The organism is Mesorhizobium sp. P5_C1, from assembly GCF_054049815.1.
Window position 1 is genome coordinate 1 of sequence record NZ_JBFULQ010000968.1, and the last position, 1,314, is coordinate 1,314.

The window sequence follows — 1,314 nt, forward strand, 5'->3', positions numbered from 1 at the left end:
GGATTGGTGGCGCGAGCGCTCGTCACGCTGACGATTGGGCCAACATACTCATTGCAAAGAGCTAGGATATCTCGATACCGCCTATCGAAACCGGCGTTCTTACCCTCACATGCTTTTTGTCACCGCACTTTCGCGACGGCCGAGGTGCCTTGCAAAGAGGCTGAGGGGAAATATCAGTGCGAAAAATAGAATCGCTACACCTGTTAGCGGCTCAAGGTACCGATAGGTTGACGATCCAGCTAGGTAGGCAGCATAGGCCACCTCGCCAACTCCAATTCCCGCAAGAAGAGTAGAATTCTTGAGCACGTCAGTTAGGAAATTCACCAGAGCCGGCAGCATCTTTCTGATTGCTTGGGGCAAGATGACTCGTAGCCAAATCGCAARCCGCGCGAGGCCGAGAGATCTCGCTGCCTCCCACTGGCCAAGTGGTACCGCCAAAATACCGCCTCTAATGATCTGAGCCATATAGCCTGACCCGATCACGCCGAGAGCGAGTACCCCGCACGTGAAGCCAGAAAACCTGGCTCCAATGACAATTGGCAGACAATAATACGCCCAAAAAATCGCAATTAATTCTGGTGTCGCTCGTGCAACGTATGCCGTGGAAACCGCGACACGCGATACTGGCTTGCTGTTTGAGAAGCTCGCTATTGCGAGTGCCGTACCGAGGATCGCGGCGACGACGAAAGTCAAAATTGTAACAGCAAGCGTAACCGCGAAACCGAAAAGCAGCGCCGGTGCAGGACCGATCAGCAGGTTCAGGTCAAATCCCACGTCGATCGCCCCTATGCAAACGCTTCTCAAGCCAAGAGAGCGCGAAAGATAATAGAAGACCGAGAGCCACGTAGACGACCGCAGCGATGGTGTAGAATGTAATTGGCTTTGCGGTATAATCGCTAATACGGCTGGTAACTCGCATAAATTCTGGGACCGCGAGAATAGACAAAATCGACGTTGCCTTGAAAAGGCCAATCAACGTGTTGCCGATTGCGGGCAGAGCGACGCGGATGGCTTGAGGAAGCACGACAAGCATCCAGCATTTCCAGCTCCTGAGGCCGAGTGCGAGGCCTGCCTCATATTGGCCGCGTGGCACACTCCCTATCCCTGACCGATACACTTCGGCCATATACGCAGTCATAACCAGAACGATTGCTATAGCCGCCGTTTGAGCCGCAGTTGTCGTTATTCCGGATATCGATGGCAGTGCGAAGTGAAGCCAGAACAACTGGACTACCAGTGGCGTGTTTCGGAAAAACTCGACGTATCCGACAGCGGGGAGTCTGATGATCGCATAAGAACTCCTGGCCCCAAGCG

At 53.7% G+C, this 1,314-nt stretch carries 2 protein-coding genes; both read right to left on the minus strand.

Annotation, left to right across the window (positions count from 1 at the left end; genetic code table 11):
- Positions 1 to 105 precede the first annotated feature (105 nt).
- Positions 106 to 774, minus strand: coding sequence for an amino acid ABC transporter permease (locus ACXJ7R_RS33075; RefSeq protein WP_457155466.1), 669 nt, complete (start codon positions 772 to 774; stop codon positions 106 to 108).
- A partial coding sequence (locus ACXJ7R_RS33080) for an amino acid ABC transporter permease (RefSeq protein WP_457155467.1) occupies positions 764 to 1,314 on the minus strand: 551 nt, incomplete at its 5' end. The genes ACXJ7R_RS33075 and ACXJ7R_RS33080, both read right to left, overlap by 11 nt.